The organism is Porcipelethomonas ammoniilytica (assembly GCF_025567485.1).
Taxonomy (GTDB): domain Bacteria; phylum Bacillota; class Clostridia; order Oscillospirales; family Ruminococcaceae; genus Porcipelethomonas; species Porcipelethomonas ammoniilytica.
Genome location: NZ_JAOQKH010000032.1, coordinates 1207 through 9051 on the forward strand (window position 1 = coordinate 1207; position 7845 = coordinate 9051).

5 protein-coding genes and 1 pseudogene are annotated in these 7845 nt (G+C 34.6%); 5 read left to right on the forward strand and 1 reads right to left on the reverse strand.

The annotated features are described in order from the left end of the window. The 5 genes from OCV67_RS12415 to OCV67_RS12435 form a co-directional block, all read left to right on the forward strand. A partial coding sequence (locus OCV67_RS12415; RefSeq protein WP_147644263.1) for a phage tail tip lysozyme occupies nt 1–4324 on the forward strand: 4324 nt, incomplete at its 5' end. Between the two features lie 28 nt (nt 4325–4352). Further along, nucleotides 4353–5222, forward strand: coding sequence for a hypothetical protein (locus OCV67_RS12420; protein WP_147644264.1), 870 nt, complete (start codon nt 4353–4355; stop codon nt 5220–5222). A gap of 367 nt (nt 5223–5589) precedes the next feature. Next, nucleotides 5590–6030 (forward strand): sigma-70 family RNA polymerase sigma factor, encoded by a 441-nt coding sequence (locus tag OCV67_RS12425; RefSeq protein WP_178085149.1) that lies wholly within the window; start codon nt 5590–5592, stop codon nt 6028–6030. Nucleotides 6031–6710: 680 nt separating this feature from the next. Further along, on the forward strand, nt 6711–6872 hold the full coding sequence (locus tag OCV67_RS12430) for an SHOCT domain-containing protein (RefSeq protein WP_178085150.1): 162 nt from the start codon (nt 6711–6713) through the stop codon (nt 6870–6872). A gap of 80 nt (nt 6873–6952) precedes the next feature. Beyond that, nucleotides 6953–7705, forward strand: coding sequence for a recombinase family protein (locus tag OCV67_RS12435; RefSeq protein WP_147644266.1), 753 nt, complete (start codon nt 6953–6955; stop codon nt 7703–7705). Between the two features lie 2 nt (nt 7706–7707). Here OCV67_RS12435 and OCV67_RS12440 read toward each other — a convergent pair. Continuing rightward, a pseudogene (locus OCV67_RS12440) lies at nt 7708–7845 on the reverse strand (IS3 family transposase); the annotation flags it as partial.

The following is a 7845-nucleotide window of genomic DNA, read 5'->3' on the forward strand; positions in this document are numbered from 1 at the left end:
CGAGGGAAATATTCTTACAATTTCCGAAATGAGTAACAATCAGAGAATAGTAACAGATTCCACAGGCAGAACCTATAAAATCAACTATAACGGTAATAAAGAGCATCTTCGTGTAACAAAGATAGAGGATACTTCTGCCGGAAGAACAGTAACATACAGGTACAACGGAGATTTTCAGTTAATATCGGCAACAAGCGTATCAGGCGGTACAGAAAAGTACGAATATGACGGCAACGGCAGACTCTGCAAGATCACAAACTGCTATGACGAGGTAACAGATCAGATTAACTATCTGTCACACGGCGAAGTTAATTATCTCATAAATTCCGCAGGACTGAAGCAGGAATACACATATGATAAGGGACAGAAGCAGACAGGTCTAAAGGAATATGACGGTGATAAGCTTGTTAAGACTTTTAAATATGACTATGATGAAAAATATGCTGTTAAGACAAATACAGTTGAAACTGACGGACAGACATATGAAGTCGATAAGATCACTTACAACATGGTTGACGGAAAGAACAAGTATGACGAGATGTCCGAAAGCGTTGACATCATGGGCAATACTACCAAGTATGAGCGTGATGAAAACGGAAATGTGACAAAGACGATCAATCCAGACGGAACATATACTTTAGCCAATTACAACGATAAAAACAGCCTTATTGCTTCCGTTGACGAAATGGGATATGCGACAATCAAGGCATATGACAAAAACGGAACTAGAATACTAAAGGAAGCGGTAAGTGTGAATCCGCTTTCACAGGCAGATATAAATACTGTAACTTCAAAGAATTTTAATCCGATAACATATCTTGCAACTCATGAAAGCAGCTATGCGATAACAAGTCATGAATACTATGCCGACAGCTATGTAAGCGGAGTAGTGGGACTGATCAAAAAGACAACCGATCCTGTCGGGAACATAACAGAGTATGATTATTACAAATCAGGCAACGGCAAGGGACTGCCGAAGTCTAAGACAATTAAAGACGGAAACACAGTTGTAAACAGTATTGAATACGAATACAACTCACAGCTTCAGGTGTCTAAAGAAAAGACAAGCGTTGATATAGCCAAAGGCGTTTATGCTGTGAAAGAGTATGAGTATGATAAGTTCAACAATGTGACCAAGGTAAAGGATTTTGGTACAGGTTCAACTGCTGCTGTTACAATTTCAGAATATGACAAACTCAGCAGAAAAACAGCGGAATACAGTCCGAATTATTCAGCAGACAAAAGTCATGGAACACTGACAGAATATTATCCAAGCGGCAGTGTAAAAAAGCAGACTGATGCCCTTGGAAATGTGACTTCATTCAAGTATGACGCATACGGAAATGTTACAGAGAAAACCAATCCTGATAAAACAATAAACATAACCGAATATGACGGATTACAGCGTGAAAAAGCAACATATTTCAAATGGAAGGCAGAAGCTGAAAAGCAGGTTCTTACGTCTACGGAATATGAGTTTGTAAAACACGGATTTAATGTATACACAGCTCTTGACAGTTGTTCTTCCAAGTCATGCAGCGGGCTTAAAACGATCAAGAAAACATATATCACTGCAGAAAAACAAGTTTTGACGGAAACACTTGCCGATTTCAGAGGAAATCCTGTTACTGAAAAGACAAACGGCGAAACCAAGAGAACAAGCGCATATTACGCAAACGGACAGCTTGCAAGACAGATCGACGCATTAAGAAATACCACAAAATATGAGTATAAGACGCTTAACAAGCTGACCAAGACATATACTCCGTTTGATACTGAAAACGGTGCTGTAAGATACTCCGTTACAGAAAATGAGTATGACAAGAACGGTAATGTAATTCTGACAAGGCAGACTGTTCAGAAGCAGGATTCAAGCGATAAAAAATACAGCATTACGCAGAATAAGTATAATGCAATGGGACTTCTGGAACAGGTAACACTGAGCGGAACAGATTCAAAGGATAAAAATATTTCAAAGTATTTCTACAACAACGCCGGAGTTCAGATAAAGATGTACACGGGTATGTCCTCTGATAATGACACATCATATCTGACAACAAATTATGAGTATGACAATTGGCTGAGGGCAGTTAGAACCACCGACAGTACAGGCTACAACTCAGGTACGATCACTTACGACCTTAACGGTAACGTTCTCACAAACACAGACGCAAACGGCAACGTTACAACCAATACTTATGACGCTTTAAACCGAGTACTCACTTCAAATACTGTAAATTCTAAAGATTCCAAAAAGAATGTCAGCAAATCATATGAATATGACAATATGGGCAGGATTTCAAGAGCTATAACCAATGATTTAACCACTACATATTCATATGATGATTTAGGCAGAAAGAGCGAGGAAATCGAAAGTAAGGACGGATATTCAACCTTTAAGGGATTTTTCTACGAGGGAGTTTCGCAGTATACAAGACAGCAGATAGTAGGTATTAATAACCTTTTGATGTATTCATACACAAGCTATGAATATGACGGTGAAATGAGGCTTACCAAGGTAAAGGAAACAGGAGAAGAAACAGTTTCATATACCTATGACAGAAACGGAAACAAGAAGTCGGAAACCCTTGCAAACGGAGTAGTATCCACCTATGATTACAATAATGCGAATAGGATAGTAAAACTTGTTAACAAAAAGGGCAATAGTACCATATCAAGCTACGAATATTCATATTATCTTGATGGTTCTGACGCTTGCAAAAAGACTACAGAAAATGGTATAATAGAAACTACGGAATATGAGTATGACGGTTTAAAAAGGCTGACTGAGGAATCCGTTGCTAAGGGAAACAACACAGATACCTATTCATACGAGTATGACGATTACGGCAACCGTTCCAAGATGACGGCGACAGGTTCTGAGAATTATGTAACTGAATACAATTACAATAACGCTCAAGGAAAATACACTGCGTTGCTTCAGAAGGAAGTAAAGACTGTTGAGGGTGAAGCAAATCCGATTGATTTGAATAGTAATGTTAAACAAATAGTTTATACATATGACGCAAACGGCAATCAGATCAAAAAGACTGCTGAGGGCAAGACTGAAACCAATACATACGATGGTTTAAATCAGCTTATCGGTTTTACCGACGGTGAAACGACTGCAAGCTACAAGTACAACGCAAGCGGTCTGAGATATGAGAAAACCGTTAATGGAGAAACGATAAATCATGTTTGGGACGGAAATAAGCAGATAGTAGCAGATGTAATTGACAACCAGTTCTATGAGGCTGACTGCTATATCAGAGGAACAAATCTTGTAGCAAAGTATAACTACTGGAACGGTAAGAAAACTGAGTATACTTACTATACACAAAACGCTCATGGCGATGTAGTAAACCTTACTGATAAAGAAGGTAAGGTAACTAAGAGTTACAGATATGACGCATTTGGTGTTGAAAAAAACATTGATGAAAATGATACAAATGCATTCCGTTACTGTGGTGAGTATTACGACAAGGAAACAGCTACTGTTTATCTGAGGGCAAGATACTATAACCCAAATACCGGTAGGTTTATTAGCCGTGATTCATACGTAGGAAGAAGAACTGATCCGCTTAGCTTGAATCTTTATACTTATTGTGCAAATAATCCTGTATATTTTTTTGATCCAAGTGGATATAGTTATGGAACACTGCCAGATGGAACAAAAATGTCAATTAATAGTGCTTGGGATGCAAAAGTATTTAATGAATTAAGAGATAAACAACTTTCAACTGAAGTTAATGCGAAAAAAAATACATATGCTGATCCTAATGATGCGTTTGGATTAAATAAACAACAACAGGAGGCTAATGCTGAATATATATATAATTATTTGAGCAATGAAGGATGGAGTATAAATGCTATTTGTGGTTTGCTTGGAAATATACAGCAGGAAAGTCAAATGAATCCTGGAGCTTGGCAAATTGGTTTTGAAAATAATAAAAGTAGTTCTAATTGTGGGTATGGATTAATACAGTTTACTCCTGCAGAAGATTTTCTTCCTAAAATAGGGCTTTCTATAGATAATATTGATGAATATGCAGAAAGAAAACCAGGTGAGTTAATTGATTTACAACTAAAATATTTAATATCTTCTTGCCAACCTGATCAATATGTTTGGCTTTCTGAAATGGGGGTAAACATTTATGGGTCACCTTATGAAATGGCCTTTGATGAATTTATAACATCATCAAATAATCCTGGTGAATTAGCATTAGTTTTTCATGGGCATTATGAACGTTCTGCTGATGATGAATTTACTCAGAATAATAGGGTTGAATATGCAAATTATTGGTATAATTATTTTAATAACTAATGTTTATCATTGAATGAAAGGATAAAAATTGAAAAAATTAGTATTAGTTATAGTTGTTGTTTATTTGATATTTTTAAGTGCTTGTGCAACAAATAATATGTTATCAGAAACAATATATGAAATCCATGATGAAAATTCAATATCATTATATGACTATAGTTTATCAGATAATAATTTTGAAGATTTTTCTACTGAGAAATATGATTATTCATATTATTTAAAAAAAACATGGGTAATTAGGGGAATAAATGATTTTATGCCATCAATTTATATAACTAATATAGACAATGGAATAGTTGAAGGTAAATGGTCGTTACATCCTATTTTACCTGATTGCTATGTAAATTCTTTTGAATCATTGGAATATGGTACAATAAAAGGAATTATTAGCAATGGAGAAGCACAGTGTAAATTTGATGATGTATCAGGAAGTGGAATAATTAAATTAATTTTTAAAGAGAATAGTATTATTGAAGCGAATATTGAATTTACAAATAAAGAGTATATCGATAAAGAATACCCTAATGGTAATTATATATTTTATCCATATTCAATTTCAGATTTGAGTGTGTTAACAGATAAAAAAATATATCCAATTGAATTGGAATACTGGGGTAAAGTTAATATCATTACTGGATATATTACAGCTCATCATCCATATGCTGTAGCTTATCTAACTGATGCAGATGATAATATTCTCTATAGGTTTAAGGGACTTACAAATGGTGTTAAAGTTACTGAAGTTGTAATAGAAGATATGAATGATGATGGATTATCAGATATAAAAATTATATTAGGTATGTCAGGAGTGAAAACTAGAGTGGAGTATATATTCATACAGATGGAAAATGGACTGTTTTATAATAGTAAATTAAATTCAAACTTCAATAATCAGTAAAGATAATTAGTATAAGTTATAAAAAAATATAAGAGCAAAACAAGCTTTTATTGAGCGAGTTTTGCTCTTTTTTACATACATTATTCTACTTTAAAATAGTAAGAAAAAACCAATAAATAAAGGTTAAAATATATAAAAAACTAAAAAGAAACACAAATCTACAAAAAGCAAGTAAAAAAAGCAATATAATAAAAGGAGTAACAAGCTTTTAAAGCATTGTTAACTCCTTATTTTTTTAAAATAACTCTGTTCCGCTTTAAAGGCGGGATGGAGCTTTTTTTATGCCTGTTTTTAAGTGGCAATGCTATATTGCCGAATATCCGTAGCCTTAGGTCTGATTAAAAAATATCAGATCGGAGGTGAAAGGATGAATAAATACATAATCAGTGTTAGAAATACAGCTAACGGGAAATACGAAAATGTTGAAGTATCTGAAGAAGTATACACATCATATATGAGAACAGGCTGGAACATCAAGGATAACGATGAATCGTTCTTTAAGCATCAGATACAGTTTTCAGCGCTTCTTGGAAACATTGATGACGCTGTAGAAAATTTTAAAGAACTAATGAATACGAAAGCTGATACTGAAGAAATTGTTGAATTAAATACTGATTTGCAAATGCTTTGTAAAGCGATGAAAAAACTCAGCAAGGATGAATTGCAGCTGATATCGCTGATATATTTTGAAAACAAAACAGAGCGTGAGTGTGCGGAGATATATGCCATTAGTCAGAAAAATATCAACAAAAAGAAAAAGAAGATTTTGTGCAAACTTAACAAACTTATAAAAAACCAAAAATTTTAGGGGTATCAAAACCCCTGCAAATACCCCTATACAAGTGTAAGGGAGAATAAGTCTCTTTCAAAAGGTAACTTGAAAATTGAATAACAGCATCGGGAATACGTTAATCTTGCGGGCGGTCTAAAAATCGTCAGCCAAAGAAGCCATACGCTTGCGGTAAATATGAAGCTTCAAAATCCGGAACAGCTTTTCGGAACGGCGATGAAACGCAGGAGGATAATGATACTTCCGTCCAGTCACAGACACAAGCAATGAGGGCGGCTCTATGAGAACCATAGAGGGATGAGAGTTCCATGAGATTGATAAGCTGTCGATCGTTTCCGATGTTCCGCCGTGACGGGTATTGAGAATAAATATCACGAGTCTGAGAAAATCAGACTTAAGTTAAGGCAAAACGATAAATGTTATACCGCACCGTGAACTTGTTTCTTTAAATGAAAACCAAAATAAGTATCGGTGCGGATATAACTCAAGCGCAGGAAACTCCTGTGTTTGAGTTATATAAAAATAGGAGTGTGATAATTTGAAAGACAAAAACGATTGGGATAAAATCAGATTTGAATTTTTAAGACTTAATGAACAACATTTAGTAAATACAAAAAAGTGTAAAAAATGTGTCTGGGCGAATATTGAATCAGGAAAGATATTTTGTTCAAGGTATAAATGTACGGAGGGAAAAAACTATGTGTAAATATGGACAAGCTGAGTATGCATATAATCTGCTTAAGCAGATTTCAGAAAAAATGTTTGAAAGTGGAATTCTGACAGAGGAACAATTTAAAAGATTGGATGAGATGAATAAGCAGGATTGCTTTAGTCAGTTTTGCACAGTTTTAGAGGTATAAATTTAGTACATAATCAACTGGATATATCAGGGAGATGTGTGGTAATGTGTTGTATGAAAAAAACAAAATAGGAGTAAAAAATGATTCCAAATGTAAAGGTGATAAATCCGACAATAACAGAAGATAAAGAAAGTAAAATCCGAGTAGCTGCATATTGCAGAGTAAGTACAAATTCAGAGGATCAGCAAAATTCATTAATGACACAAATGAGGTATTATGAAAATTTTTTAGCTGACAGTGAAACTGAAAGATTAGTTTCCGTGTATGCCGACGAAGGAATAACTGGAACTCGAATGGACAAGCGTGAAGAATTTCAAAGAATGTTGAAAGATTGTCGGAGAGGTAAAATAGATCGTATTATTGTAAAATCAATAAGTCGATTTGCAAGAAACACGAAAGATTGTCTGAGCGTTTTAAGAGAACTTAAAGAGTTAGGCATTTCTGTTATGTTTGAAAAGGAAAATATAGATACTGCAAATATAACAGATGAGATAATGGTAACTGTAATGGGCGGCTTGGCACAGGAGGAATCCGCATCGATTTCAAATAATGTCCGATGGGGCATAAGGAGTAAAATGAAAAACGGAACAGTTAAGTTCCATTCAGCACCTTTCGGATATAATTTGTATGACGGGGATTTGATAATAAACCCAAGAGAAGCAGAAATAGTAAAAAGCATATTTAAAATGTTTTTAAGCGGAATGGGTTATGATTCGATATGCAGAGAACTGAATGAGAGCAAAGTCATAAAGAATGACAAATGGACCATAGTCAATAATCTGGACACAAAAAGGCGAAAAGAATTAAGAAAAAGTAAAGATTTTTCAAAATGAATGGGCGACAAATAATTAATAGCCGAGTGAATGCGATTACGATTATAAAACCCATTAATATAATCAAAGAGTCTGATATTAGCCTCATAGAAAGAAGAATAGTGTTTGAGGTAGACTTCTTCCTTTTTCAAAACAGAATG

Bases quoted from the DNA above. Each gene is read 5' to 3' on its own strand.
- OCV67_RS12425 (WP_178085149.1), top strand. From the start codon at position 5,590: ATGAATAAATACATAATCAGTGTTAGAAATACAGCTAACGGGAAATAC.
- OCV67_RS12430 (WP_178085150.1), top strand. From the start codon at position 6,711: ATGTGTAAATATGGACAAGCTGAGTATGCATATAATCTGCTTAAGCAG.
- OCV67_RS12435 (WP_147644266.1), top strand. From the start codon at position 6,953: ATGATTCCAAATGTAAAGGTGATAAATCCGACAATAACAGAAGATAAA.